Here is a 24069-nt window from a genome sequence, read left to right on the forward strand (position 1 = left end):
GCCCGCCATGTCGGCGACCAAAATCCTCTGGGGCCAGATCCTCACCGTCTTTCTGATCGTGCTCATGACGACCTGGGCGGCGACGCAGTGGACAGCCTATCGGCTCGGCTTCCAGCCCCAGCTCGGACTTCCGTGGTTCGAACTGGCCGGCTGGCCGATCTACTATCCACCGGCCTTCTTCTGGTGGTGGTATTTCTACGATGCCTATTCGCCGCCGATCTTCATCGAGGGCGCCTATATCGCGGCGTCCGGCGGCTTCATTTCCATCGCCGTCGCGATCGGCATGTCCGTCTGGCGGGCGCGTGAGGCCAAGAACGCCGAGACGTTCGGTTCCGCCCGCTGGGCGGTCGCCCCCGAAGTGAGCGCCGCCGGCCTACTGGGCCCGGATGGCGTCATCCTGGGGAAATTCGAGCGTGACTATCTCCGCCACGACGGGCCTGAGCATGTGCTGTGCTTTGCGCCTACCCGATCCGGCAAGGGCGTCGGCCTGGTCGTGCCGTCACTGCTGACCTGGCCGGGCTCTGCGATCGTCCACGACATCAAGGGGGAGAACTGGCAGCTCACCGCCGGCTTTCGCGCGCGTCACGGTCGCGTGCTTCTGTTCGATCCGACCAACGCGAAGTCCGCCGCCTACAATCCGCTGCTCGAGGTGCGTCGCGGCGAGTGGGAGGTCCGCGACGTTCAGAACATCGCCGACATCCTGGTCGATCCGGAGGGTTCGCTGGAAAAGCGGAACCACTGGGAAAAAACGAGCCACGCGTTGCTGGTCGGCGCCATCCTGCACGTCCTCTACGCCGAGGCCGACAAGACCCTGGCTGGCGTCGCCGCCTTCCTCTCCGATCCGAAGCGGCCGATCGATTCGACGCTCGCCGCCATGATGAAGACCGCCCATCTCGGCGAAGCCGGTCCGCATCCGGTGATCGCCAGCGCCGCGCGCGAGTTGCTCAACAAATCGGACAATGAGCGGTCGGGCGTGCTGTCCACCGCCATGTCGTTCCTCGGTCTCTATCGCGATCCTGTCGTCGCCGAGGTCACACGCCGATGCGACTGGCGCATCGTCGATATCGTCGGCGGCAAGCATCCCACGACGCTCTACCTCGTCGTGCCGCCGTCGGACATCAATCGGACCAAGCCGCTGATCCGCCTGATCCTCAATCAGATCGGCCGGCGGCTCACCGAGGATCTGAACGCGAAGGGCAACCGCCATCGCCTTCTCCTGATGCTCGACGAATTCCCGGCCCTTGGCCGCCTCGACTTCTTCGAGAGCGCGCTCGCCTTCATGGCGGGCTACGGCCTCAAAGCCTTCCTCATCGCCCAGTCGCTGAACCAGATCGAGAAGGCCTACGGGCCGAACAACTCGATCCTCGATAACTGCCATGTGCGCGTCAGCTTCGCGACCAATGACGAACGGACCGCCAAGCGTGTCTCGGACGCGCTCGGCACAGCGACCGAGATGCGCGCGATGAAGAACTATGCCGGTCATCGCCTGTCGCCCTGGCTCGGCCACATGATGGTCTCGCGCTCGGAAACAGCCCGGCAACTGATGACCCCCGGCGAGATCATGCAGCTTCCGCCATCCGACGAAATCGTCATGGTCGCCGGTACACCGCCGATCCGCGCGAAGAAGGCGCGATATTATGAGGATCGCCGGTTTCAGGAGCGCATCTTACCGCCTCCGAACCTGGTGAAGCCGACAACGGCCCGACCGGACGACTGGAGCACGCTGCCCCTTCCAGCGACACCGGCCGTGTTGACGGCGACAGGCGGCGGGAGCGGATCGGAGGATGAGGATACGACCGACTCCGAGCGCCGACATCAGCCAGAACTAAGCCGCGCAAAGCCCGTCGAGCCTAAGCAACCCATCGAAAACGAGTTCGAGATCGATCCCCGCGACGATGCCGATGAGGATGCCGCACGTCTCTCCCGCATGAACCACACCATGCGCCAGGTGGCACGCCAAGCATCGCTCGATCCCGGCGACGGCATCGAGCTTTAGGAGGCACCATGGCGAAGCCCCCCAAAAAGCAGCGGCTATCCGTGTATCTCGAACCGGACGTCATGAAGGCGCTCGCCGCGCACGCCGCCCGGCGCGATCAATCCCTCTCGCTGATCGCGGAAGCCGGCATCGCCTCGTTCCTGTCGCCTGATGCTGCCGAGCGGCAGGAGGCGGCGACGACGAAGCGGCTCGATCAGCTCGACCGGCGAATGGCGCGTATGGAACGCGACCTTGGCATCGCCGTCGAAACGCTGGCCGTGTTCATCCGCTTCTGGCTGACGACGAACCCGCCACTACCGGAGCCCGCCCAGGCAGCCGCGCGGGCCAAAGCCGGCGAGCGCTACGAGGCGTTCGTCACTGCGCTCGGCCGGCGACTCGCTCACGGACCGAAACTTAGGCAAGAGATCTCCGAGGATATCGAGCCCACGAACGAAAGTTAGAAAACTCGGCAGGCAAGCCGCAGCCTCGCCGAATAGCTCGATTTGGAGGAAAGTGCTCGGGCAGCTTTCGGTCAAGGTTCGTGAGAACCTCCTGTTCCCTTGCCGGCCAACGTCAGACAACCATCAACCGGTCCGCTATGCGCGCTCGAAGGCGCCACTCGGCGGGTTCGGGTCCGGTCGCCGAAAACTGCCCCTCGTTCAGGAATTTCGCGCCCGGATGATACGGCGTGCACGGGCCAGGTTGGCAATGAGTTCCGTCCGAGTCTGGCGTTCCTGCTTCCATGCGGGTTGACCCGGGTGGGTGCGCCAGGACTCGCTGAGCGGGCTGTTGTCGACAGTGTCGAACCCGAATTGGTCGTACAGTCGCCTTACGATCTCCACCGCGTCGGGAAAATCGCTCGACGCCGAAAGCGCCAGACGGTCGGAGGAGTTGGCTGGCTTCCCCCAAGCGATGATCCGGGGAGCCTGGATGTGCGTGAAGGCCTTGACCACCTTCGATGCGGGAAGCTGCTCCTGACGCAGTTCGTGCTCCGTCTTTTCGCCCCGTTCGACGATCGGGCAATGGCCGTCGCGCCAGGCCATGTAGTTGTTCGTATCGATTACGACCTTCCCCGCAAGCTCAGTCGCAGGCATGTCGTTGACCAGCTTGAGCGGGACGGCCACCACGACGAACTCGCCCGCCGCGGCAGCGCCGGTGGCCGATGCCGCGCGTGCTGAAGGGCCTAGCTCTTCGATGAGCCTCTCCAACGTTTCGGGTCCTCGAGAATTGGCGATGACGACTTCGTAGCCGCTTGCGATGGCGGCGCGGGCGACGTGGCTGCCAACCTCGCCGGCGCCAATGATGCCGATGGTCGTCATAGCTGGCTAGGCGCCGAACGCGCCGTCGATCGTGTGCATTGCCCCGGTCGCGAAGCCCGCCTCCGGCCCCGCCAGCCAAGCCACCATCCCCGCCACTTCCTCAGGCCGCCCGTGCCGCTTGATGGCCATGAAGCTGTGCATCAGGTCTTTCATCGGGCCGTCTGCCGGGTTCGCATCCGTATCGATCGGCCCAGGCTGCACGATGTTGATGGTGATGCCGCGTGGCCCGAAATCCCGCGCCAGCCCTCGCGCCATTCCCTGCAGGGCGGACTTGCTCAGCGCATAGGAAGCCATGCCCGGGTTGGGCATACGATCGCCGTTCACGGAACCTATTACAATGATCCGCCCGCCCTCCGGCATCCGCCGCGCCGCTTCTACCGAAGCGTGATAAGGGGCGTGGACGTTGATCCGAAATAGCCGATCGATTGCGTCTGGGTCCTGTTCCAGCGCATCGCCGAAGACGAGGATGCCAGAATTCACCACCAGCACGTCGAGCGGTCCGCTGTCCCGCACCCGCGCGATCACCGCATCCCGATCCGCGCTGTCTGTCAGGATCGCCGTGCTGTCCGTCTCGGCCGCCAGTCGCTCCGCCGCCTCACGCGATCCGGCATAGGTGAAGGTCACCACCGCACCCTCCGTCGCGAAGCGCCGGACGATCGCCGCCCCAATTCCTCGGCTACCGCCGAGCACCAGAACGGACTTTCCTTGAAACGCGGCCATCGGGCTCTCCTTGAGCTTTAATGTAAGATGCACTACATAAAGCGTCTGATGGTCACGTCAAGGAGTTTTGTAATAGTGACTACAAATACCTCTCGCCCGCGCGGCCGGCCCCGGCGCTTCGATCCCGAGGAGGCGGTTGCCACCGCCCAGCACCTCTTCCACGCTCGCGGCTATGACGCCGTCAGCATCACGGACGTTACCCAGGTTCTGGGCATAAACCCGCCCAGCTTCTACGCTGCCTTTGGCAACAAGGCCGGCCTCTACACCCGCATTCTCAACCGCTATGCCGACACTGACGCCATCCCTCTCGCCGACCTGCTGCGGCCTGACCGTCCCGTGGCCGCATGTCTCGCAGCCGTGCTGGAGGATGCAGCCCGCCGCTACGCCGCCGATCCCGCGGCTGCCGGCTGCCTTGTGCTGGAAGGCACCCGCTGCAACGATCGAGAGGCGCGCGAGGCGGCGCGCGCCTTCAACCTCGCCGCGGAAGGCATGATCCGCCACTACATCGCTGCCCGCTACCCAGAGGACGCCGAGCGAGTGACTGACTTCGTCAGCACGACCATGTCCGGACTTTCCGCCAAGGCCCGCAACGGGCACGGCTTGGACCAACTCCTTGCCACTGCCCGCCTCGCCGGTCTGGCCCTCGCGCAGGCCTTTCCGGGCTGAGAGCTGCGCTGATCGGCGAAGCGATAGCCGCTTTTGGTTCAGGCCTGCTGAGCCGCAGCCGGCTGATCGTGGTCCATAGCGGCCAATTCGATAGCGCGACGCGATATGGTTTTCCCCAAACATTTCGCAAGTAATCGGTAGCTCCGCCGTTTCCCTGTCTTTGTACGCCACAGTACGACGACCACATGATGGTTGTTGTCATGCCCTGATTTCTGCCTCTTCTACTCATCCCCGATCCAGGGCCGCACTTCGCGGACCCGCAAGAGAACGGGGACGACGTGGCGGCCACCCACCAGAAATCGGAGGCGATCCTTCGCGGCGCACGCATGCTGCGCACGGCTCTCGGGCCGGCGATCGCCCGGTTTCTGGAAGACCCCACGATCGTCGAGGTGATGCTCAACCCCGATGGGCGGCTCTGGGTCGACCGGCTCTCCGAAGGGCTTTCAGACACGGGTGAAGTGCTGTCGCCTTCGGACGGCGAGCGGATCATCCGTCTGGTCGCCCATCATGTCGGCGCCGAGGTTCATCCTGGCGCCCCGCGTGTCTCGGCCGAGCTGCCCGAGACGGGGGAGCGGTTCGAGGGGCTGTTGCCCCCGGTGGTGTCCGCGCCGGCCTTCGCGATCCGCAAGCCCGCCGTCGCTGTGTTCACGCTCGACGATTATGTCGCCGCCGGGATCATGGCCCCAGGTCAAGCCGAGACGCTGCGCCAGGCCGTCGCCGACCGGCGCAACATCCTCGTCGCCGGCGGCACCTCGACCGGCAAGACGACCCTCACCAACGCTCTGCTGGCCGAAGTCTCGAAGACCTCGGACCGCGTCGTCCTGATCGAGGACACGCGCGAGCTGCAATGCGCCGCGCCCAATCTGGTCGCGATGCGGACGAAAGACGGCGTCGCCTCGCTCTCCGACCTTGTCCGCTCCTCGCTTCGCCTGCGCCCCGATCGCATCCCGATCGGCGAGGTGCGCGGGGCCGAGGCGCTCGATCTATTGAAGGCCTGGGGCACCGGACACCCCGGCGGGGTCGGAACGATTCACGCTGGCACCGCCATCGGCGCGCTGCGTCGCATGGAGCAGCTCATCCAGGAGGCCGTCGTCACCGTCCCACGCGCCCTGATCGCCGAGACGATCGACCTCGTCGCCGTGCTCTCCGGCCGTGGCGCGTCGCGCCGCCTCACCGAACTCGCCCGCATCGAGGGCCTTGGCCCCGACGGCGACTACCGCGTCACCCCCGCAAGCCAGGCCCTCACAGGAGACCCGTCATGATCAAGCACGCTCTGCGCATTCGCCGCCACATCGCCACGGCGGTGTCCGTCACCTTCGTCTCGCTGGTGCTTGCGCCGGCCGCCCACGCCTCCGGCTCGTCAATGCCCTGGGAGGCGCCGCTGCAATCGATTCTCGAATCCATCGAGGGGCCGGTCGCCAAGATCATCGCGGTGATGATCATCATCATCACCGGCCTGACGCTGGCCTTCGGTGACACCTCGGGCGGCGCGCGCAAACTCATCCAGATCGTGTTCGGCCTGTCGATCGCCTTCGCCGCATCCAGCTTCTTCCTATCCTTCTTCTCGTTCGGCGGCGGGGCGCTCGTTTGATGGCCAACGGCGCGGATCATCATGGCGAGCTGGTGGGCTTCTCGGTCCCGGTCCATCGGGCGCTGACCGAGCACATCCTGCTCGGCGGCGCTCCGCGCTCTATCGCCATTCTCAACGGCACGCTCGCCGCCGCGCTCGGCCTCGGTCTGCGCCTCTGGCTGGTCGGCCTGGGCCTTTGGGCCGTGGGGCATTTCGCGGCCGTCTGGGCGGCCAAGCGCGATCCGCAGTTCGTCGATGTCGTGCGCAAGCATTTGCGCATCCCCGGCCACCTGTCGGTTTGAGGAGCGACGCCGATGATGAACCTCGCCGAATATCGCAACCGCAATACCCGTCTCGCCGACTTCCTGCCCTGGGTCGCTCTGGTCGGCGAAGGCATCGTCCTGAACAAGGACGGCAGCTTGCAGCGCACCGCAAGATTTCGCGGACCCGACCTCGACAGTGCCGTTCCGGCCGAACTGGTCGCGGTCGCCGGACGCCTCAACAACGCCTTCCGTCGCCTGGGCTCTGGCTGGGCGATCTTTGTCGAGGCGCAGCGCCATGGCGCTGCGACCTATCCCGCCAGCATGTTCGCCGACAGCGCGTCGGCCTTGGTCGACGCCGAGCGGAAAGCCGACTTCGAGGAAGCCGGCGCGCATTTCGAGTCGAGCTACTTTCTCACCTTCCTCTATTTGCCGCCCGCCGAAGACGCGGCGCGCGCAGAGACCTGGCTCTACGAGGGTCGCGATCACGCCGGCGTCGATGCGCACGAGATCCTGCGCGGCTTCGCAGACCGCACCGATCGCATTCTTCAGCTCATCGACGCCTTCATGCCGGAATGCGCTTGGCTCGATGACGGCGAGACCCTGACCTATCTGCATTCGACCGTCTCGACCAAGCGCCATCGCGTCCGCGTGCCCGAGACGCCGATGTATCTCGACGCGCTGCTCGCCGATCAGCCGCTGACCGGCGGGCTGGAGCCACGCCTGGGCGACGCGCATGTCCGCATCCTCACCATCGTCGGCTTCCCGACCGCGACCACGCCGGGCATTCTCGACGAGCTGAACCGCTTGGCATTTCCCTATCGCTGGTCGACGCGGGCCGTGCTGCTCGACAAGACCGACGCCACCAAACTGCTGACCAAGATCCGGCGGCAATGGTTCGCCAAGCGCAAGTCGATCGCCGCCATCCTCAAGGAGGTGATGACCAACGAGGCCTCCGCGCTGGTCGACACCGATGCGGCTAACAAGGCGGCCGATGCCGACATGGCGTTGCAGGAGCTGGGCGCGGACTACGCCGGCCAGGCCTATGTCACGGCGACGATCACCGTCTGGGACGATGATCCGCGCGTCGCCGCCGAGAAGCTGCGCATGGTCGAGAAGGTCATCCAGGGCCGCGATTTCACGGCCATTCCCGAGACGATCAACGCGGTGGACGCCTGGCTCGGCTCACTACCCGGCCATGTCTACGCCAACGTCCGGCAACCGCCGATCTCCACATTGAATCTCGCCCACATGATCCCGCTGTCGGCGGTGTGGGCGGGACCGGAACGGGACGAGCACTTCGATGCACCCCCACTGCTTTACGGCAGAACCGAAGGCTCGACCCCGTTCCGGCTTTCCATCCATGTCGGCGATGTCGGCCACACCCTGATCGTCGGGCCAACGGGCGCCGGCAAGTCGGTGCTGCTGGCGCTGATGGCGCTGCAGTTCCGGCGCTATTCGCAGTCGCAGGTTTTCGCCTTCGACTTTGGCGGATCGATCCGCGCCGCCGCGCTCGCCATGCGCGGAGACTGGCACGATCTTGGCGGTGGCCTCACCGAAGGCTCAGACGACAGCGTGTCGCTTCAGCCGCTCGGGCGCATCGACGATGTCGCCGAGCGCGCCTGGGCCTCCGACTGGCTGATCGCGATCCTGGGGCGCGAGAGCGTGCCGGTCACGCCCGAGGTGAAGGAGCATCTCTGGTCGGCGCTCTCCTCGCTGGCGTCCGCGCCGATCAACGAGCGGACGCTCACCGGCCTGTCCGTCCTGCTGCAATCCAACGACCTGAAGCAGGCGCTTCGGCCCTATTGCGTCGGCGGTCCCTATGGCCGGTTGCTCGACGCCGAGGCCGAGCATCTGGGCGAAGCGAATGTCCAGGTCTTCGAAACAGAAGGGTTGATCGGCACGGGCGCCGCCGCCGCCGTGCTCGCCTATCTCTTCCACCGCATCGAGGACCGCCTCGACGGTCGCCCCACGCTGCTGATCGTCGATGAAGGCTGGCTGGCGCTGGACGACGAGGGTTTCGCCGGTCAGCTCCGCGAGTGGCTGAAGACGCTGCGCAAGAAGAACGCCAGCGTCATCTTCGCGACGCAGTCGCTCTCCGACATCGACGGCTCAGCGATCGCGCCAGCCATCATCGAGAGCTGTCAGACTCGCATCCTGCTGCCGAACGAACGCGCGATCGAGCCGCAGATCACCGCCATCTATCGCCGCTTCGGGCTCAACGATCGCCAGATCGAGATCCTCGCGCGGGCGATGCCTAAGCGCGACTATTACTGCCAGTCGCGGCGCGGCAACCGGCTGTTCGAGCTGGGGCTGTCGGACGTGGCGCTCGCGCTCTGCGCCGCGTCGTCCAAGCAGCACCAGGCGCTGATCGCGGACGTTCACGCCCGCAGCGGCACGGATGGCTTCCTCGCTGAGTGGCTCGCCGAGAACCGGCTTGCCTGGGCCGCGGACCTCATCGCCGACCTCACCAATGTCATCCCCCAAACCGATCCGGAGACACGCCCATGACCCGTTCTACTCAATCCCGCTCGCTTGCACTGCGTATCACCGCAGCGCTGCTTGCCGCGCCGATCGCGCTTTCGCCGATCCTCAGCACTCCCGCCGCTGCGCAATGGATCGTCTACGATCCGACCAACTATGCGCAGAACGTCCTGACGGCGGCGCGCACCCTCCAGCAGGTCAATCAGCAGATCACCCAGCTTCAGAACGAAGCGACGATGCTGATCAACCAGGCCCGCAACCTCGCCAGCCTGCCATACTCCTCGCTCCAGCAGCTTCAGCAGTCGGTTCAGCGCACCCAGCAGCTCCTGCAACAGGCGCAAGGAATCGCCTACGACGTCCAGCGCATCGACCAGGCGTTCACGTCGACCTACGGCAACGCCTCCATGTCCGCCTCCGACCAGGCGCTCGTGGCGCAGGCGCGGGAGCGCTGGCAGAACACGGTCGGCGGCCTGCAGGACGCCATGCGCGTCCAAGCCGGCGTGGTCGGCAACATCGACACCAACCGCGCCGAGATGTCGTCACTGGTCGGCCAGAGCCAGGGCGCGACGGGAGCGCTGCAGGCGACGCAGGCCGGCAACCAGCTTCTCGCGCTGCAAGCGCAGCAGCTTGCCGATCTCACCGCCGTCGTTGCCGCCAACGGCCGGGCGCAAAGCCTGTCCGAGGCCGAGCGATCTGCCGCGGCCGAACAGGGTCGCGAACAGCGCCGACGGTTCCTGACGCCGGGCACCGGCTATCAGCCCGGCAACGCCCGCATGTTCCCGAACGGCAACTGAGGGCGCGGCCATGGACGGCAAGATGCTCGCACGGCTCGGCGCTGTCGTGTTCGTGGCCGTCGCGATCACTGCGACCGCGATCGAGATGAACCGGAAAGAGGAAGTGCGGGAGGCGTGGCCGTCCGACCGGACCACCCAAGCGCAGGGCGATCCGTTGCGCGACGAACTGATCCGCTGCCAGGTGCTCGGCGAAGCGGGGCCGCGCGATCCGGCGTGCCTGCGGGCCTGGGCCGAAAACCGCAACCGCTTCCTCGCGCCCGGCGCGCGACCTACCGAGCGCTTGCCGGACATCCCGCCAGCGCCGCGAAACACTCTCATACCCCAATCGGACCGCACCGATCAGCCGGCCTTCGAGCCCGCCGCACCGATCGCGCCGCCGCAGCTCGACGAGGCGAGATAAGATCATGGGCGGCACCGGCGTCATTGACCATTTTCTTGAGGTCTTCACCCGCTACATCGACAGCGGATTCGGGCTACTCAGCGGCGAAGTCGCCTTCATCGCCACCACCCTGATCGTCATCGACGTGACGCTGGCGGCGCTGTTCTGGAGCTGGGGCGCCGACGACGACATCATGGCCCGCCTGGTGAAGAAGACGCTGTTCGTCGGCGTGTTCGCCTACATCATCGGTAATTGGAACAACCTCGCCCGGATCATTTTCGAGAGCTTCGCCGGCCTCGGCCTGAAGGCTAGCGGCACCGGGTTCACCACGGCCGACCTCTTGCGCCCTGGCAAGGTCGCTCAGACCGGGCTCGACGCCGGACGGCCGCTGCTCGATTCCATCTCCAGCCTCATGGGCTACTGGTCGTTCTTCGAGAACTTCATCCAGATCGCCTGCATGTTCCTGGCCTGGGCGCTGGTGCTGCTCGCTTTTTTCATCCTCGCCATCCAGCTCTTCGTCACGCTCATCGAGTTCAAGCTGACGACGCTCGCCGGCTTCGTGCTGATCCCGTTCGGCCTGTTCGGCAAGTCGGCCTTCATGGCCGAACGCGTGCTCGGCAACGTCATCTCCTCCGGCATCAAGGTGCTGGTGCTGGCCGTCATCATCGGCATCGGCTCGACGCTCTTCTCAGAATTCACATCCGGTTTCGGCGGCCAGAACCCGACAATCGACGAAGCGATGGCGATCGTGCTCGCCGCGCTGTCGCTGCTCGGCCTCGGCATCTTCGGTCCCGGTATTGCAAGCGGCATCGTCTCCGGTGGTCCCCAGCTCAGCGCCGGAGCAGCAGTCGGCACTGGCCTGGCCGCAGGCGGCATGGTCGCGCTCGGCGCTGGCGCCGTCGGCGCCGCCGCGTCGGGTGGCGCTGCGCTGGCCAGTGGTGCGGCCGCCGCCGCTCGTGGCGGTGCTGCGATCGCTGGCGGCGCGTCCACCGCTTACAGCCTTGGCGCAGCCGGGCAGTCCGGCGCGGCCGGCGTCGCTTCCGGTCTCAGCGGGGTCGCCCGTGCCGGCGGCAGCGCCGCCGTCTCACCCCTGCGCCGCACTGCGTCGCGTGCCGCCGAAAGCATGCGCTCAAGCTTCAACGCTGGCGGCAAGGCCGCCTTTGAGGCGACAGGCGGCACTTCCACCATGGGCTCGATCGGCGGTGACGCGGCCGGTGATGGCGCCGCTGCCGCCGGTTCCGCGAACGCCGGCGGTCCGCCGGCCTGGGCGCAGCGGATGCGCCGATCCCAGCACATGACCCATGCCGTCCAGGCCACGGCCCATGCCGTCCGCTCCGGCGACGCCCACGGCGGCGGCTCTTCCATCAATCTTTCCGAAGGCGATCGCTGATGTTCAAACGACCCTCTACCCATTATGGCAAGGCCCCCGAGCCGGCGACGCCCTATCAACGCGCCACCCAGGTCTGGGATGAGCGCATCGGCGCCTCGCGCGTGCAGGCCAAGAACTGGCGGCTCATGGCGTTCGGCTCGCTGATCCTGTCGGCCGGGTTCGCCACCGCGCTCGTCGTGCAGTCAGCACGCGGGACGATCGTACCCTGGGTGGTCCAAGTCGATCGCATCGGTCAGGCGCAGGCCGTCGCGCCCGCCGAGGCCGACTATCGTCCGACCGATCCGCAGATTGCCTTCCACCTAGCGCGCTTCATCGAGCAGGTCCGGAGCATTCCGGCCGATGCGATCATCGTCCGGCAGAACTGGCTGCGCGCCTACGACTTCACGACTGACCGCGGCGCCATGGCGCTCAATGACTACGCCCGCTCCAACGACCCCTTTACACGGGTCGGCCGGCAGCAGGTCGCTGTCGACGTCTCCAGCGTCATCCGCGCGTCCCCGGACAGTTTCCGCGTCGCCTGGGTCGAGCGCCGATACGAAAATGGCCAGCTCGCCGAGACCACGCGCTGGACCGCGATCCTGACGATCGTCGTGCAGATCCCCCGAAACGCCGACCGGCTCAGGGCGAACCCGCTCGGCATCTACGTCAACGCCATCAACTGGTCACGGGAGCTTGGGCAATGAAGCCGTATTTCCGTAAAGCCGGAAACCCGGCTTCACACACACACGTACTCCCGGCTCTCCGTAGAGCCGCATTCCCGGTCGTTCTGCTAGCGGCGACCGCGCTCGCGGGCTGCGCGACCACCAATCCGCCGCCGGAGATTTCCTACGACAATGCGGCTCCGGCGGTGCAGACCGTCGATCCACCCGCGCCGGTCACCGTGGTCGAGCTGCCCCGGCCGCTGCCGCTGCCTGGCCAATTGCAGCGTGTGGAGGAGACGCGGCGTGCCCCGGAGCCTTCTAATCCGACCGCTCGCGTCAACCAGGCAAACGAGGCGGCACGAGTCCAGCCGGTGCGCGACGGCTTCATTAACTCGATGCAGGTCTACCCGTGGACCCAAGGGGCGCTTTATCAAGTCTATACCGCCGTCGGGCAGATCACCGACATCGCGCTCCAACCCGGGGAGCAGCTTGTCGGCGCAGGCCCGGTGGCCGCCGGCGACACAGTGCGCTGGATCATCGGCGACACCGAGAGCGGATCGGGGGCAACGCGCCAGATCCACATCCTAGTAAAGCCCACCCGCGCCGACCTGATGACCAACCTCGTCATCAACACCAACATGCGCACCTATCACATGGAACTGCGCTCGACAGAGCGCACCTATATGGCGTCGGTCTCATGGCAGTATCCGCAAGACCAGCTCATTGCGCTGCGCCGTCAGAACGCCGAGGCGCAAGCGGCCCAGCCGGTGGCGAGCGGCGTCGATCTCGCGAACGTCAACTTCCGCTATGCGATCGAGGGCGACCGTGCGCCGTGGCGGCCGCTGCGCGCCTTCGACGACGGACGCCAGGTCTTTATCGAGTTTCCGCGCGGCATCGGTCAGGGCGAGATGCCGCCACTCTTCGTCGTCGGCCCCGAGGGCAACACCTCCGAGCTGGTGAACTATCGCGTTCGCGGCCACCACATGATCGTTGATCGTCTGTTCGCGGCTGCCGAACTTCGCTTCGGCTCCGGCCGCGAGCAGAAGCGCGTCAGGATCGTCCGCACAGACGGGAGGCCGACCTCGTGAGCGAGAACCCGCCCCGGAATGAGGAAGTGCCGGACGACGATGCGCAGCCCCTGACCGGCGAGCCGGTCGGGCCTGCGCCGATGCGGCTGCGGGCCGAACCGCCCCGCGTCACCCGGTTATCGCGGAAGGTTCTCGCCGGCCTCGGTCTTGTCGCCAGCGTCGGGCTCGGAGGTGCGCTGATCTACGCGCTTCAGACCCGTGACGCCGGTCGGCCGAACGACGAACTCTATTCGACCGAGAACCGCTCGACCGCTGACGGACTGGCCGGCCTGCCGCGAGATTACAGTGGCGTGCCGCAGCTCGGTCCCCCTCTTCCCGGTGACCTCGGCCGGCCGATCCTCAGTACCCAGGATCGCGGACAGCCGGTGCCCACACCCGGGACGGCCACGCCCAATCCCGGCATCAGCCCGGAAGAGCAGCGCCGCCTTCAGGAAATCGAGACCGCGCGCACCAGCCGTCTCTTCTCCGGATCGGAAAGCCGGGGCGCACCCGCTGCTGCGGGAGCTGCCCAAGCGCTCGCGCCGGCGCCGGATTTGGCGGGCCTTGGCCTCGCTCCGCCGCCCGCCACGCCCTCGGCGCAGGACCGGCAGAACGCGTTTTTGAACGCAGCGGCCGATCGCAGGACGGTTGCGCCCGATCGCGTCGCTGCGCCAGTATCGCCGAACGTCCTTCAGGCGGGCGCAGTGATATCCGCGGCGCTGATCACCGGCATCCGATCCGATCTACCCGGCCAGATCACCGCGCAGGTCACCGAAAACATCTACGACAGCCCGACCGGCCGTATCTTGCTTGTGCCGCAAGGCACTCGTGTGGTCGGGCAGTACGACAACAACGTGCAGTTCGGCCAGAGCCGCGTCCTGCTCGTCTGGACTCGGCTCGTCTTCCCGAACGGGCGATCGATCGTTCTCGAGCGCCAGCCTGGTGCTGACGCTGAAGGGTTCGCCGGGCTTCAGGATGGCGTCGATTACCATTGGTGGGATCTGGCCAAGGCTGCGGGATTGTCGACACTGCTGAGCGTCGGCGCCGAACTCGCGGTCGACAACGACGATCGGCTCGTTCAGGCGATCCGGAACGGTGGGCAGGACACCATCAACGACGCAGGGCAGCAGATTGTAAGGCGTCAGCTCAACGTCGCGCCCACGATCACTATTCGGCCCGGATTTCCCGTGCGCGTTATCGTGACGCGAGACTTGGTGCTGGAGCCATATGGAGGATATTGATGGCGAAGCTGAAGCTAGGCCCCATCGCGGACGAAAAGCCACTTAAGGTACAGGTCGAGCTACCCGCAGCTCTCCACCAGGACCTTGTTGACTACGCCCACCTATTGGGCCGAGAGCAAGGTCAGTCCGCTGTTGACCCAGCTCGGTTAATCGTCCCGATGTTACAACGGTTCATCGCGACAGACCGTGGCTTCGCCAAAGCCAGGCGAACGTTGACGCCGGGGAGCGCCGATTAATCCGTGGTCCCCGCTCTAATGCTAGAGGGGGTGTTGAAACACTTCAGCAGCAGCGGCAAAGTCGGATTGTCGTTGTCTCTGGAGGAAATTATAGCGGCAGTCGGCGCCCGCGCCGATGGGAGCGGGATCAACGCAATATCCGGCCGGTAGATCACGCTGGTGATGGTCAAGCCGAAGCCCTGTTCGACCATCGTCAGCAGGGTTTCTCGGCTGACTTGTTGGATCGAGAGTTGAACCGCTCCGTCTCCGGCGCCCACCATGCGCCGGAGTATGCCAGCGAGCTCACGCCCAGCGCCATCCGAGCGAACGAGGAAGACTTCGTCACAAATGTCCTCCCACGACAGCTGTGGTCGTGCTGCCAAGTCGTGAAGCGGGGATAATGCCACGAACAGATCTGGTTCGCAGAGACGTCGAACTTGGAACCGAGGGCTTTTGCTCGCACTCAGGCTGATTGCTGCGTCCAGTAACCCGCGCTTCACCCCCAAAGAGTTTTCTTCTGAAGTGCCTTCCTCAAGCTTTACCTCGATCGTCGGATGTCGATTTCTGAATCCCGCGAGAATGTCGATGATCGGGCACGCCGGAAACGCTTCGAGCATTCCAAACCTCACTAGCCCGGTTTTGAGTTTTCGCGCGGAGCGGATCTCCGTTGCGGCGTTACGAAGGTAGCGCGCTCCCACCACCGCTTGTTGAAGGAAGCGCTCACCTTCTGGAGTCAGCCCTGCCCCCGCTCGCGTACGCTTGAAGAGAGAAAAGCCAAGCTGGCGCTCAAACAGCTGCACACGTCGGCTGACGGTGGATTGCGATATCGATAGGCGTTCCGCCGCTCGGCGGAAGCTGCCGGCCTCGGCGACCTGAACGGCGTATTTCAGGTATCGGAGATCAAGAGTCAGATCGGGCATGAGACCCGTCCGATCATACCGGCGATCTCATTGGCGAACCGCCTGCGCCCGGTGAGAGGCACCCATGCACGTCCATTCTCATCGAGCCCACCCCCGCTAGCGCCTGGGGTACAAGCACGTCCGTTGATCTCGGATGTGGAATCCGAGCTGAGCCCCTCAATGAGCATGACCATGTCCGAATCTGCCATAGATGCATGCGGCGGTCATACATTTTCACACGCTTGAAGTCTATGCGCGAAGCATATCTTATTGCGTTATGGAGCCTGAGGTCGCCAAGTACCATTTTGGTGCACTCGCGTTGGCGGTTGCTGACAGAATCGCCAGTGTCTCGGCCTCGTTTTCACCAAGCGGTCCGGCGACCGCAGTGATGGTGTTTCTCAGCTTGGAGCCCGGACTGCCGATCAGCGTGTTGGCAAGCCGGATCAGGCTTTCTCATGCCGGAACGGTGCGATTGATCGATAGGCTCGAGCACGAACAGTTGGTGGAACGACGACGACATATCGCCGACAGGCGGGCGCGCTTCATTCACCTCACCAATTCGGGGAAGAAGATAACGGGAGCCTTGCTCGAGGCACGGGAGCAGGTGATCTCCGAATGTGCTTCGCCCCTGTCGCCCAATGACCTCGACATTCTAGGCGTGCTGTCGGAGCGGCTCCTTGTGGCAAACGGCTTCGACAAAGATGGCTCGATCAGCCTTTGCCATCTGTGCAGCTACAGCAGGATCGCGCCTTCCCGTACTAAAGCGAAGCCGGGGCGCTCACGACGCCGGAACGTCGCACCGAACGGCTGACGATATGATCAGGCAGGCTTGATATAATGGGATCGTTGGCGCTCGAACTTCTTCTATGCGTACTTGCCTTCGGGTTCGGATATGCCGCGAACCAAGGCGGAACCTGTTTAGTGGTGGCCGCCCATGAGTTACACAGACGACAGCCGCCGAGAATGTTCGTCGGATTTCTCGCAGCGTCGGCAGCGGCAGGGCTGGTTGCGGTCCCGATAGTCTGGACGGGAATACTGGGCGCAACACTCGCACCCTCGACCAGCATCAATTTCCTCCTGCTCATCGGCGCTATCGCCTTCGGCCTCGGCGCACTCATTAATGACACATGCCTGCTCGGATCGCTGGCGCGGCTTGGGGATGGGGAGATGCGGCTTCTAGCTCTACCCTTGGGATTGGCGATTGGCATCTTGGCTGCCGACCATGGCAGGTTCGGCGATGGTGCAACATGGCCAAGCTTGATCTCCAGACCAAGCGTAACAGGCCTCGTTACTCTCCTAGCCTTCCTTGCTGTGCTCGTGCTGGCACTCGTTTTCGTTTCCATGAAGAGCGTTCTGCGAACAAAGCCGGGTTGGTCGTTCGGCGCTTCGATGATTGGACTCGGTATCACTGGTGGACTTCTATATGCACTCTCGCCGGCCTGGACCTTCGCAGACCTGATTCAACGCGGCCTTCCTCTCAGAATGTCGCCGGCCGGCGAGGTCACGCTCACTGCGGTGATCTCTTCGATCGCAGGCGCCCTTACCGCCTCCTTTCGCCAAGGAAATCTGCGTCTCCAACTGCCGACAGCGAATGGCATTCTGCGATCTGTCGTCGGCGGCACATTGATGGGTATCGGCATCGCGCTCATACCCGGCGGGAATGATGGGTTGATCCTCGCAGCGGTTCCGACACTTTCACCTGGTGGGATAGTCGCCTACCTTCTGATGACGACGACAATCGTCTTCGGATTTGCAGCGCGTGGTAAGTTATTCCGGCGCTGCCTTTCAGGGCCATGACAAGGGCAACAGAGGACTTGCCCCGCTGAGGTTCTGCAGGATTTGCGCGCCCGCCGTCACGAGAGGACCACAGTCACGAGGGCACAAGCGCCCCTCTGTGGCGGACCGAAGCACGCAGCAGCACGAGGGACGCCGCTAGCAGAACTGCGTCCTTCAGTAGAAACTGCCCTGGTGCAGCCGAAATCGCAGGAAAGCCGCCGGCAGTCTGCTCCGCGACACCTGGAGTGGTGATGAAAAAGGTCAGCGTGATCAGATAGGTCGCTGCTGACATTAGTGCGCCTAGCGCAGAGAAGAGTGGACGAAATGCACCAAGGATCAGAACGAGACCGGTCGATAACTCGATAACGCCGATGAAATAGCTTTGTCCCTGCGTCCCGAACATGCCCAGCCAACTCATGATCGGGCTGTGCTCGATAAACGGGGCGATGCCATAGGCCTCGTACGCTGTGAACTTCATCGCGCCGAACCACAGAAATACGATCACGAGAGCCCATCTAAGTAGGCCGAGATCCCTCCGACCGTGCTCGGGGACAAAAAATTCGTAACGGTCGAAAATGCTCATCTAAAATTCCTCAACAGTGGTCCCGTGGGAACGTCACGAACGACGTCTTCGTGCTTCGGGCAGGCGTTGCAGTATATGCGCGACGCATATACTAATAAGCGAGATATGTCAAGCGGCTGTTGGCTCGCGCTTCGCTGCCTCACGATGCCACCCTCATCGGCGATGCCTTTACTGAGCAAACGCGCGACCTTGCGGGATTTTGACTTGATGGGGCTGGCGCTCCGGCTGGGCCTATAGCCTGTTGGCAAACGTCCAGCCTGTACGGATGGACGCGGCCCTGGACGAGATACCATGGCCGACCGAAGTCGTAGCAGCGATCGCCGCACTCCCCGACGTCGTGGAGCACGGACTGTTCCTCAATAAGACGGATACAATCGTGGTCGCGCGCGGTGAAACGATGGAAGTGCGACACCGTGGGGCAAGCTAGGTCTCGCTGATCTACACCTGCGCGGCCTGGATGACGGCGCTGACGCGGAGTGATTCTCGGGCGCGACCTACGGCGATTCCGAGCGAAGAGGCTTGCCCTATAGCCGTCAGGTATCAACGGTTCCGCGGCCTTAACGAGCCGGACCCGCTTTTTTCGGCGCGCTCGATCAGTCGAATCCTCCGAAACCCTTTTAAAACAGGAGTTTTTCCATAAGCCGCGCGGAGAAAGAGGACCACGGTATGGCTTGCTGTCTATGCTCCGCGCACATATAGATGTGGCAATGGATGGACCTCGAGATCGAAACATTTTCGGGGCGTTCGCACTCATGATCAGCGACGACATCGTTCGCGCTAGTTCATCGCGGGCGCCGGAAGCTGGACCCGCCGCCTCCGCGCTGGCGTTGCTCGCGCACAAGCCCGGGCTCTCGATCCGTATGCTTGCGATCGGGGTGGGCCTTTCACATGCAGGGACCGTTCGCCTAGTGGATCGATTGGCGACCGAGGGATTGATCGAGCGTAGGGAGCATTCGACAGACGGGCGCGCGCGATCCCTCTATCTTACTCCAACTGGCAAGGTCGCGAGCGACGAGGTCCTGGCCTCGCGCGATCAAGTGATTGCCGAAGGGCTATCGATCCTTAATCCAGACGAACTGAAAATCTTATCGGACATCGCTGAACGCGTTCTTCGCAATCGCTTGGAAAACCTCGAGCAGTCATACCGCATCTGCCGGCTGTGCTGCTACGAGGGTTGCACGAACTGCCCCATTGATGCCGAATTGTATGAGCGAGGCGTAGACCGCGAGAAGAGCGACGACGCGTAGAAGGCTCGCAGTCGCGGCCTGTAGCGACGCGACGCGCTTTCGACTACATTCGCCAGGTATTTAAGACAGCATCTCCGACTTGCTCATTGACCTGATCCATCCAAGCGCCAGGTCGGGCGCGCGAAGTGGCAGCTATAGCCCCCAGGATAGCGCACCAGGTATCTTTGGTGCTCTGGCTCCGCCTCCCAAAAGGGTTCTTCCGGATTGATTTCCGACACGACCGGGCCAGGCCAACGACCTGATGCCTCAATCTCGGCGATGGTCGCCAGCGCGATTTCCTTCTGCACCTCGGTGGTATAGAAAATTGCCGATCGATAGCTCGGACCGACATCGCTGCCCTGTTGCTCGTAGGTCGTGGGGTCGTGGACCTGGAAGAAGAGCTCCAAGAGAGAGCGATAGCTGAGTACGGAAGGGTCGAAGGTCACTTCTACTGCTTCCGCATGGCCGTAATGTCTCGCATAGGTCGGATCAGGCATTTCCCCGCCTATGTAACCGACACGCGTCGATACCACTCCATTCGCTCGGCGCAGCAAATCCTCCATGCCCCAGAAGCAGCCGCCTGCGAGAATCGCTCGCTCTGTCGCGGCCACCCCATTGCCGGTAGGTGATTGGCTCACAGTCCGTTCGCCCTCTTCCGCGTGTGCCACGGTCAAGTCAGCCTCTCGGGATCGGCGGCCTTGCTGGTGCTCGAGAGCTCGGTCTGCACGTCCGAACCGCGGACAAGAGTTAAATCAACCGGACACCGATCAGCGATCGCGAGAATCCGAGCGCGCTGATCATCACTCAGCGGCCCATCGAGGACGATGGTACGCGTGAATCGGTCGGGCGGCATCATGTCCAGCACCTTCTCGTGCTGCACGGTCGTGCTCGCCCGTTCGAGCGGAAAGCCCTTGCGGTTCGCATAGAGACGCATCGTCATCACCGTGCAGGCTGCGAGGCCGGCAGATACGAGCTCGTAGGGAGATAGTCCGGTCCCGAGGCCACCGACCGATGCTGGCTCGTCGGCGAACAGAGTGTGCTCGCCGCTGCGGACCTTGAGCTGGAACGTCCCTGCAAGAGTTTCGGTGGCGACGACGCCCTCCGCAACCTCGACCTGTGGAAGATCCGCCGTGAGTGGTGGGAGAAAGCGGCTCGCCCAAACCGCCACCATGGCCGCAGCGTAGTTCGCGTCCGCGACGTCGGTGAGAAGGTGATCCGCGTTGTGGAGCGAGATGAAGCTTTTAGGGTGCCTGGACGCGACGAAGATGCGCGACGCGTGGTCGATGCCGACCACCTGATCCAGCGGAGAGTGCATGACCAGCACCGGCCGTCGCAGGGAGGCAATGGCCTTCTCGACGTCGATCCCCTCAACCGCCTCAAGGAATCCTCGGCGAATGAGGAAGGGCCTACCGGCAATCTCCACCGAGGCCTCGCCCTCGCTCGCGATGGTGTCCAGATCATTCGGTCCGAAGAGGCGCAAGATATGCTGAAGGTCGGCCGGCGCACCAATCGTCGCGACCGCCGCAATATCACGCATGTCGGCGGCGGCTGCGATCGCAGCGGTGCCACCCAGGCTGTGCCCGACGAGGAGGGACGGTGACATGCCCGCCGCCGCCATCGCCTTTGCGGCGGCCCGAAGGTCCTCGACGTCCGACGCGAAGTTCACAGGTTCTCCCGTCCCACCGCCGATCCCGGTCCCGGCGAAATCGAACCTCAAGACCCCGATGCCCGCACGCGACAGCGCGCGCGAGATGTAAACGGCGGCGCGACTGTCTTTCCCGCAGGTGAAGCAGTGGGCGAAGATCGCCCAGCCCCGCGGCGTCCCTTCCGGCGGTTCGAGGTGCCCGGAAAGCTGAGAGCCAGCCCCACTAGCAAACGTGAATGTCTTTTCTGCCATGTCCATCGAACCTCCAGCACGCGGCTTGGCGGTTGCGCTCTCAGAACCTTCAACGGAGCTGAGCGGAGCGCACCGCCAACCGAAGTCGTCATCTCAGGGTATCATTTATATGTCTGGCGCATATAGACAAGCCCCTGGACCATGATTATATGCGTCATGCATACTTCTGCGGCCTGCTTTCCACCGACGGTCTCACGGAAGCGGCATCAGTCAGGCGCATGGGCCAAAGGACTATGGAACTCAATCAAGTCAGCTATTTCATCAACTTGGCCGAGACGCTGAATTTCACAGCGGCCGCTCGCTTGAGCGGTGTGTCACAGCCAAGTCTGACCCGCGCGATCCGCCGCTTGGAAGATGAGCTTGGCGGGCCGCTGATCTATCGCGACGGGAAGAACAGCCGCCTGACTGGCCTTGGCCATGACGTCGAGGCAGAATTCCGGCGCATGGTGGTCGCGATGAAGAGCGTTCGCAATCACTCGGAGCACTGGGCGATGGGGGGGCACCGCGTGCTGGATGTCGCCGTCGCGCCCACCGTCGGACCAAAGGAATTTACGGCATTCTTCGAGAGCGCATTGGCGGAGATGCCATCCATCGAAATCAAGCTGCACTCGCTCCAGTCGAACGAGGACACATCGGAGGTGCTTTCAGGAAAATACCACGCGTGCATCATGCCGCGTGAAACAAGACCGGAACGCAAGCTGGATGTGCATCCTCTATTTTGGGAGCGCTTCGTGCTCGGCTGTTCTGCAAACCATCCCTTGGCTGCCAACGAGATCGTGAGCGGCGAAGACCTGCTCGAGTTTCCTTTCGTCGATCGCCTGAAATGCGAGTTTCGCGATCGGATCCTCGATCACTTCGCGCGACGGGACTTGCTCATGCGACCTCGCTTTCGATCAGATCGCGAGGACTGGGTGCAACGGGTCGTCGCTGACGGCCACGCCATATGCATTCTTCCGGAACGATCGGCGACCGTGCAAGGCCTCGTCACTCGGCCGATCGACGGATTTGTCTTGGAGCGCGAAGTCGTGATCGCGACAGTATCCGGCTCCACGGCAACGGTCGAGATACGGAACATCGCGCAGCTGGCAACCCGGTACGAGTGGAACTGAATCACGACGTGAAGAGCTTCGGCGCTATGGAAACTATACGCGCAGCGTATTGGATAAATCTGAGGCGCACTGCGATAGTCGGCGCAATGACTGCAAAGATAAATGACAGTGTGCCTAGCTCTCTAGGTTAAGTATTGGAGACTATCATGAAGTTTGAGAAGTCACAGGCAGCAGTTGACCGCCTGACCCCCGAGCAACGCCGGATTACCCAGGATTCGGGGACCGAAAGGCCCTTCACGGGTGAGCACAACGACAACAAGGAGCCTGGCATCTACGTCGACATAGTGTCGGGAGAGCCGCTGTTCGCTTCAACAGACAAGTTCGATTCGGGTACTGGCTGGCCCAGCTTCACCAAGCCGATCGTTCCCGCAAACGTGAACGAGGTGCGGGACAGCGCACACGGCATGGTCCGGACGGAGGTCAGGTCGGTACACGCCGACAGCCATCTGGGCCACGTGTTCCCGGACGGTCCTTCCGACCGCGGCGGTCTGCGCTACTGCATCAACTCAGCGTCCCTTCGCTTCATCCCGCGCGACGAGATGGAGTCCGAGGGATACGGTGAATATCTCGATCAGGTAGAGGAGGATTAACATGCATCAGCGCGCAATTCTCGCAGGCGGATGTTTCTGGGGTATGCAGGATCTCATCCGCAAGAGGCCCGGCATCGTCTCGACTCGTGTGGGCTACACCGGCGGCGATGTTCCGAACGCCACGTATCGCAATCACGGCACGCATGCCGAGGGGATCGAGATCATGTTCGACCCGGCGGTGACGAGCTACAGGAACATCCTGGAATTCTTCTTCCAGATCCACGATCCGACGACGAAGAACCGCCAGGGCAATGATCGTGGTCTCTCCTACCGGTCGGGCATCTATTACGTCGACGAGGAGCAGAAGCGCGTCGCCGAGGATACGATCGCCGATGTGGATGCCTCCGGGCTATGGGATGGCAAGGTGGTCACCGAGGTCGAGCCGGTCGGCGATTTCTGGGAGGCCGAGCCGGATCACCAGGATTATCTGGAGAAGCGGCCGGGCGGCTACACCTGCCACTTCGTCCGTCCCGGCTGGGTGCTTCCGAAGCGTCAAAAGGCTGACGACGTGCAGCCCGCGGCCGGGACTGCAGCGGAATAGGCTTCACTGCCGTTGCCGCTGCACCGGTCCGGTTCGCAATCTTCGCGACCGCGTCGTTCAACGACGCGGTCGCCGAACCCTGCTTCAGAGAGACGGGCGGTTCCATTCAGTCGCCATCGCAGCACAGGATCGCAGATTTATGCCAGACCTCTCGTCCTTTCCGATCACGCAGCGCTGGCCGGCATCTCATCCCGATCGCCTGCAACTCTACGCCGCTCCCACGCCCAATGGCGTCAAGGTTTCGATCATGCTGGAGGAGACTGGCCTGCCGTATGAGCCCCACTTCGTCGACATCTCGAACAACGAGTCGAAGGACCCAGCGTTCGTGTCGTTGAATCCCAACGGCCGCATACCCGCGATCATCGATCCGGCTGGCCCTGACGGCCAGCCCATTGGCATATGGGAAACCGGTGCGATCCTCATCTATCTGGCCGACAAGACGGGGCAGCTCATCTCAACAACACCCGCCCAGCGGTACGAGACCCTGGCCTGGGTGTTCTTTCAGGTGTCGGGCGTTGGGCCGACCTTCGGACAGCTAGGCTTTTTCCTGCGATTTGCCGGCAAGGACTATGAGGACAAGCGACCTCGGCAGCGCTTTGTTGATGAATCCAGGCGTCTTCTCGGGGTCCTGGATCACCGGCTGGAGGGCCGCGAATGGATTGTCGATGAGTTCTAGATCGCGGACATTGCGACGTTTGGCTGGGTGAATGCGCTGGTCGAATTCTAC

The 24069-nt window shown here is 63.8% G+C and carries 26 protein-coding genes and 2 pseudogenes; 22 read left to right on the forward strand and 6 right to left on the reverse strand.

All coding sequences use genetic code 11. The features are described 5' to 3' along the window. Positions 1 to 7: 7 nt before the first annotated feature. Positions 8 to 1996 (forward strand): conjugal transfer protein TraG, encoded by a 1989-nt coding sequence (locus tag ACIQCS_RS14520; protein ID WP_066115928.1) that lies wholly within the window; start codon positions 8 to 10, stop codon positions 1994 to 1996. Between the two features lie 8 nt (positions 1997 to 2004). Continuing rightward, positions 2005 to 2436, forward strand: coding sequence for a CopG family transcriptional regulator (locus tag ACIQCS_RS14525; protein ID WP_066115930.1), 432 nt, complete (start codon positions 2005 to 2007; stop codon positions 2434 to 2436). Between the two features lie 198 nt (positions 2437 to 2634). Here the strand turns inward: ACIQCS_RS14525 and ACIQCS_RS14530 are convergent, their stop codons facing one another. Beyond that, on the reverse strand, positions 2635 to 3294 hold the full coding sequence (locus ACIQCS_RS14530) for an NADPH-dependent F420 reductase (protein WP_066115932.1): 660 nt from the start codon (positions 3292 to 3294) through the stop codon (positions 2635 to 2637). A gap of 6 nt (positions 3295 to 3300) precedes the next feature. Continuing rightward, complete coding sequence (bdcA, locus tag ACIQCS_RS14535; RefSeq protein ID WP_066115956.1) at positions 3301 to 4014, reverse strand: SDR family oxidoreductase; 714 nt, start codon at positions 4012 to 4014, stop codon at positions 3301 to 3303. Positions 4015 to 4089: 75 nt separating this feature from the next. On the opposite strand from bdcA, the gene ACIQCS_RS14540 reads away from it, so the two are divergent. The 12 genes from ACIQCS_RS14540 (at position 4090) to ACIQCS_RS14595 (ending at position 14742) form a co-directional block, all read left to right on the forward strand. Continuing rightward, positions 4090 to 4680, forward strand: coding sequence for a TetR/AcrR family transcriptional regulator (locus ACIQCS_RS14540; protein WP_066115958.1), 591 nt, complete (start codon positions 4090 to 4092; stop codon positions 4678 to 4680). 278 nt (positions 4681 to 4958) lie between these two features. Continuing rightward, positions 4959 to 5942 carry a P-type conjugative transfer ATPase TrbB gene (trbB, locus tag ACIQCS_RS14545; protein ID WP_066115934.1) on the forward strand — a complete coding sequence of 328 codons (984 nt, stop codon included), beginning with the start codon at positions 4959 to 4961 and terminating at the stop codon, positions 5940 to 5942. Beyond that, positions 5939 to 6271 carry a TrbC/VirB2 family protein gene (locus tag ACIQCS_RS14550; RefSeq protein ID WP_066115936.1) on the forward strand — a complete coding sequence of 111 codons (333 nt, stop codon included), beginning with the start codon at positions 5939 to 5941 and terminating at the stop codon, positions 6269 to 6271. Before trbB ends, ACIQCS_RS14550 begins: the two co-directional genes overlap by 4 nt. After that, complete coding sequence (locus ACIQCS_RS14555) at positions 6271 to 6552, forward strand: VirB3 family type IV secretion system protein (RefSeq protein WP_066115938.1); 282 nt, start codon at positions 6271 to 6273, stop codon at positions 6550 to 6552. The genes ACIQCS_RS14550 and ACIQCS_RS14555 overlap by 1 nt, the downstream gene beginning before the upstream one ends. 12 nt (positions 6553 to 6564) lie before the next feature. Beyond that, on the forward strand, positions 6565 to 9021 hold the full coding sequence (gene trbE, locus ACIQCS_RS14560) for a conjugal transfer protein TrbE (RefSeq protein WP_066115940.1): 2457 nt from the start codon (positions 6565 to 6567) through the stop codon (positions 9019 to 9021). Continuing rightward, positions 9018 to 9788, forward strand: a complete 771-nt coding sequence (trbJ, locus tag ACIQCS_RS14565; protein ID WP_066115942.1) for a P-type conjugative transfer protein TrbJ — start codon at positions 9018 to 9020, stop codon at positions 9786 to 9788. The genes trbE and trbJ overlap by 4 nt, the downstream gene beginning before the upstream one ends. A 10-nt stretch (positions 9789 to 9798) precedes the next feature. Then, positions 9799 to 10188, forward strand: a complete 390-nt coding sequence (gene trbK-alt / locus ACIQCS_RS14570) for a putative entry exclusion protein TrbK-alt (protein WP_066115944.1) — start codon at positions 9799 to 9801, stop codon at positions 10186 to 10188. 4 nt (positions 10189 to 10192) lie between these two features. Then, positions 10193 to 11557 carry a P-type conjugative transfer protein TrbL gene (gene trbL / locus ACIQCS_RS14575; protein ID WP_174076592.1) on the forward strand — a complete coding sequence of 455 codons (1365 nt, stop codon included), beginning with the start codon at positions 10193 to 10195 and terminating at the stop codon, positions 11555 to 11557. Then, positions 11557 to 12240: a conjugal transfer protein TrbF gene (gene trbF, locus ACIQCS_RS14580; RefSeq protein WP_066114569.1), complete on the forward strand. Its 684-nt coding sequence runs from the start codon at positions 11557 to 11559 to the stop codon at positions 12238 to 12240. Before trbL ends, trbF begins: the two co-directional genes overlap by 1 nt. After that, positions 12237 to 13286, forward strand: a complete 1050-nt coding sequence (gene trbG, locus ACIQCS_RS14585; protein ID WP_011191356.1) for a P-type conjugative transfer protein TrbG — start codon at positions 12237 to 12239, stop codon at positions 13284 to 13286. Before trbF ends, trbG begins: the two co-directional genes overlap by 4 nt. Continuing rightward, on the forward strand, positions 13283 to 14506 hold the full coding sequence (locus tag ACIQCS_RS14590) for a TrbI/VirB10 family protein (protein WP_066114567.1): 1224 nt from the start codon (positions 13283 to 13285) through the stop codon (positions 14504 to 14506). The genes trbG and ACIQCS_RS14590 overlap by 4 nt, the downstream gene beginning before the upstream one ends. Beyond that, on the forward strand, positions 14506 to 14742 hold the full coding sequence (locus tag ACIQCS_RS14595; RefSeq protein ID WP_174076590.1) for a DUF2274 domain-containing protein: 237 nt from the start codon (positions 14506 to 14508) through the stop codon (positions 14740 to 14742). The genes ACIQCS_RS14590 and ACIQCS_RS14595 overlap by 1 nt, the downstream gene beginning before the upstream one ends. On the opposite strand, the gene ACIQCS_RS14600 is transcribed toward ACIQCS_RS14595, so the two are convergent. Continuing rightward, positions 14739 to 15641 carry a LysR family transcriptional regulator gene (locus ACIQCS_RS14600; protein WP_066114562.1) on the reverse strand — a complete coding sequence of 301 codons (903 nt, stop codon included), beginning with the start codon at positions 15639 to 15641 and terminating at the stop codon, positions 14739 to 14741. The two genes, ACIQCS_RS14595 and ACIQCS_RS14600, sit on opposite strands and share 4 nt — an antisense overlap. A gap of 190 nt (positions 15642 to 15831) precedes the next feature. Here ACIQCS_RS14600 and ACIQCS_RS14605 point away from each other — a divergent pair, with 190 nt between their 5' ends. Beyond that, on the forward strand, positions 15832 to 16431 hold the full coding sequence (locus ACIQCS_RS14605; protein ID WP_232312007.1) for a MarR family winged helix-turn-helix transcriptional regulator: 600 nt from the start codon (positions 15832 to 15834) through the stop codon (positions 16429 to 16431). A 26-nt stretch (positions 16432 to 16457) separates the two neighbouring features. Then, complete coding sequence (locus ACIQCS_RS14610; protein WP_083954934.1) at positions 16458 to 17417, forward strand: YeeE/YedE thiosulfate transporter family protein; 960 nt, start codon at positions 16458 to 16460, stop codon at positions 17415 to 17417. 73 nt (positions 17418 to 17490) lie between these two features. Here ACIQCS_RS14610 and ACIQCS_RS14615 read toward each other — a convergent pair whose 3' ends face one another. Further along, entirely contained in the window at positions 17491 to 17979 is a 489-nt protein-coding gene (locus ACIQCS_RS14615; protein WP_066114561.1) for a YkgB family protein, read from the reverse strand. Between the two features lie 265 nt (positions 17980 to 18244). On the opposite strand from ACIQCS_RS14615, the pseudogene ACIQCS_RS14620 reads away from it, so the two are divergent. After that, positions 18245 to 18406: pseudogene (locus tag ACIQCS_RS14620) on the forward strand (ribose 5-phosphate isomerase A); the annotation flags it as partial. Positions 18407 to 18731: 325 nt separating this feature from the next. Beyond that, complete coding sequence (locus tag ACIQCS_RS14625; protein WP_198149082.1) at positions 18732 to 19226, forward strand: MarR family winged helix-turn-helix transcriptional regulator; 495 nt, start codon at positions 18732 to 18734, stop codon at positions 19224 to 19226. Between the two features lie 83 nt (positions 19227 to 19309). Here the strand turns inward: ACIQCS_RS14625 and msrA (ACIQCS_RS14630) are convergent, their stop codons facing one another. Then, complete coding sequence (gene msrA / locus ACIQCS_RS14630) at positions 19310 to 19816, reverse strand: peptide-methionine (S)-S-oxide reductase MsrA (RefSeq protein WP_142172216.1); 507 nt, start codon at positions 19814 to 19816, stop codon at positions 19310 to 19312. A 59-nt stretch (positions 19817 to 19875) separates the two neighbouring features. Then, positions 19876 to 21108 carry a bifunctional alpha/beta hydrolase/OsmC family protein gene (locus ACIQCS_RS14635; protein WP_142172124.1) on the reverse strand — a complete coding sequence of 411 codons (1233 nt, stop codon included), beginning with the start codon at positions 21106 to 21108 and terminating at the stop codon, positions 19876 to 19878. A gap of 143 nt (positions 21109 to 21251) precedes the next feature. Here ACIQCS_RS14635 and ACIQCS_RS14640 point away from each other — a divergent pair, with 143 nt between their 5' ends. The 4 genes and pseudogenes from ACIQCS_RS14640 to ACIQCS_RS14655 all read left to right on the forward strand — a co-directional run. Further along, positions 21252 to 22211: a LysR family transcriptional regulator gene (locus tag ACIQCS_RS14640; protein ID WP_066114555.1), complete on the forward strand. Its 960-nt coding sequence runs from the start codon at positions 21252 to 21254 to the stop codon at positions 22209 to 22211. Positions 22212 to 22357: 146 nt separating this feature from the next. Further along, positions 22358 to 22801 carry a peptide-methionine (R)-S-oxide reductase MsrB gene (gene msrB, locus ACIQCS_RS14645; RefSeq protein WP_066114554.1) on the forward strand — a complete coding sequence of 148 codons (444 nt, stop codon included), beginning with the start codon at positions 22358 to 22360 and terminating at the stop codon, positions 22799 to 22801. Position 22802: 1 nt separating this feature from the next. Further along, positions 22803 to 23342, forward strand: coding sequence for a peptide-methionine (S)-S-oxide reductase MsrA (gene msrA / locus ACIQCS_RS14650; protein WP_142172126.1), 540 nt, complete (start codon positions 22803 to 22805; stop codon positions 23340 to 23342). 139 nt (positions 23343 to 23481) lie between these two features. Next, positions 23482 to 24015: pseudogene (locus ACIQCS_RS14655) on the forward strand (glutathione S-transferase family protein); the annotation flags it as partial. Between the last annotated feature and the right edge of the window lie 54 nt (positions 24016 to 24069).

Source organism: Sphingomonas sp. NPDC092440, assembly GCF_044754985.1.
Lineage (GTDB): Bacteria > Pseudomonadota > Alphaproteobacteria > Sphingomonadales > Sphingomonadaceae > Sphingomonas.

What these genes read in the sequence shown, in the direction of transcription:
- ACIQCS_RS14610 (WP_083954934.1), top strand. Translation starts at nt 16,458, where the DNA reads ATGGGATCGTTGGCGCTCGAACTTCTTCTATGCGTACTTGCCTTCGGG.
- ACIQCS_RS14550 (WP_066115936.1), top strand. Translation starts at nt 5,939, where the DNA reads ATGATCAAGCACGCTCTGCGCATTCGCCGCCACATCGCCACGGCGGTG.
- ACIQCS_RS14605 (WP_232312007.1), top strand. Translation starts at nt 15,832, where the DNA reads ATGCATGCGGCGGTCATACATTTTCACACGCTTGAAGTCTATGCGCGA.
- ACIQCS_RS14640 (WP_066114555.1), top strand. Translation starts at nt 21,252, where the DNA reads ATGCGTCATGCATACTTCTGCGGCCTGCTTTCCACCGACGGTCTCACG.
- ACIQCS_RS14530 (WP_066115932.1), bottom strand. Translation starts at nt 3,294, where the DNA reads ATGACGACCATCGGCATCATTGGCGCCGGCGAGGTTGGCAGCCACGTC.
- ACIQCS_RS14525 (WP_066115930.1), top strand. Translation starts at nt 2,005, where the DNA reads ATGGCGAAGCCCCCCAAAAAGCAGCGGCTATCCGTGTATCTCGAACCG.
- ACIQCS_RS14520 (WP_066115928.1), top strand. Translation starts at nt 8, where the DNA reads ATGTCGGCGACCAAAATCCTCTGGGGCCAGATCCTCACCGTCTTTCTG.
- trbL (WP_174076592.1), top strand. Translation starts at nt 10,193, where the DNA reads ATGGGCGGCACCGGCGTCATTGACCATTTTCTTGAGGTCTTCACCCGC.
- trbK-alt (WP_066115944.1), top strand. Translation starts at nt 9,799, where the DNA reads ATGGACGGCAAGATGCTCGCACGGCTCGGCGCTGTCGTGTTCGTGGCC.
- ACIQCS_RS14615 (WP_066114561.1), bottom strand. Translation starts at nt 17,979, where the DNA reads ATGAGCATTTTCGACCGTTACGAATTTTTTGTCCCCGAGCACGGTCGG.
- ACIQCS_RS14595 (WP_174076590.1), top strand. Translation starts at nt 14,506, where the DNA reads ATGGCGAAGCTGAAGCTAGGCCCCATCGCGGACGAAAAGCCACTTAAG.
- bdcA (WP_066115956.1), bottom strand. Translation starts at nt 4,014, where the DNA reads ATGGCCGCGTTTCAAGGAAAGTCCGTTCTGGTGCTCGGCGGTAGCCGA.
- ACIQCS_RS14555 (WP_066115938.1), top strand. Translation starts at nt 6,271, where the DNA reads ATGGCCAACGGCGCGGATCATCATGGCGAGCTGGTGGGCTTCTCGGTC.
- trbF (WP_066114569.1), top strand. Translation starts at nt 11,557, where the DNA reads ATGTTCAAACGACCCTCTACCCATTATGGCAAGGCCCCCGAGCCGGCG.
- msrA (WP_142172126.1), top strand. Translation starts at nt 22,803, where the DNA reads ATGCATCAGCGCGCAATTCTCGCAGGCGGATGTTTCTGGGGTATGCAG.
- trbJ (WP_066115942.1), top strand. Translation starts at nt 9,018, where the DNA reads ATGACCCGTTCTACTCAATCCCGCTCGCTTGCACTGCGTATCACCGCA.
- trbE (WP_066115940.1), top strand. Translation starts at nt 6,565, where the DNA reads ATGATGAACCTCGCCGAATATCGCAACCGCAATACCCGTCTCGCCGAC.
- ACIQCS_RS14635 (WP_142172124.1), bottom strand. Translation starts at nt 21,108, where the DNA reads ATGGACATGGCAGAAAAGACATTCACGTTTGCTAGTGGGGCTGGCTCT.
- trbG (WP_011191356.1), top strand. Translation starts at nt 12,237, where the DNA reads ATGAAGCCGTATTTCCGTAAAGCCGGAAACCCGGCTTCACACACACAC.
- ACIQCS_RS14600 (WP_066114562.1), bottom strand. Translation starts at nt 15,641, where the DNA reads ATGCCCGATCTGACTCTTGATCTCCGATACCTGAAATACGCCGTTCAG.
- msrB (WP_066114554.1), top strand. Translation starts at nt 22,358, where the DNA reads ATGAAGTTTGAGAAGTCACAGGCAGCAGTTGACCGCCTGACCCCCGAG.
- ACIQCS_RS14625 (WP_198149082.1), top strand. Translation starts at nt 18,732, where the DNA reads ATGATCAGCGACGACATCGTTCGCGCTAGTTCATCGCGGGCGCCGGAA.